The organism is Mesorhizobium sp. M2C.T.Ca.TU.002.02.1.1, from assembly GCF_003997225.1.
Genome location: NZ_RZTO01001573.1, coordinates 1 through 345, shown reverse-complemented (window position 1 = coordinate 345; position 345 = coordinate 1). Strand labels below are relative to the sequence as shown.

Here is a 345-nt window from a genome sequence, read left to right as displayed (position 1 = left end):
ACCGAAGGACGCGCGTGCAGACCCACCTCGTGGGTGATCACAACGGTCGCTTCGGCGGATGCGGACATGTCTTCAAACTTCCCGTTCACTCACGACGGCGACAATTCATGTGCCGTCGCCACCACTTCCCGGAGCGAGGCGCCGCCGGAGGCCTCGGTCGCCGCCATCACCGCGCCTTCGACGATCGGCGCGTTGCAGACGATGATCTTGTGCGAGCGTGGCTCGCCGATCATCTCCACCGCCATTTCCGAGTTGGTCTCGGCACCGCCGAGATCGACCAGAATGGCGACACCGGCTTCCGACCAGGCCTTGTCGATGGCGCCCATGATCGCCTCGACATTGGTG

1 protein-coding gene is annotated in these 345 nt (G+C 64.3%); it reads right to left on the bottom strand.

Features of this window, described 5'->3' with window-relative positions:
* Window positions 1-89 precede the first annotated feature (89 nt).
* Window positions 90-345 (bottom strand): PTS mannose transporter subunit IID (locus tag EOD07_RS37355; RefSeq protein ID WP_127238564.1); only part of this gene is annotated, 256 nt, incomplete at its 5' end.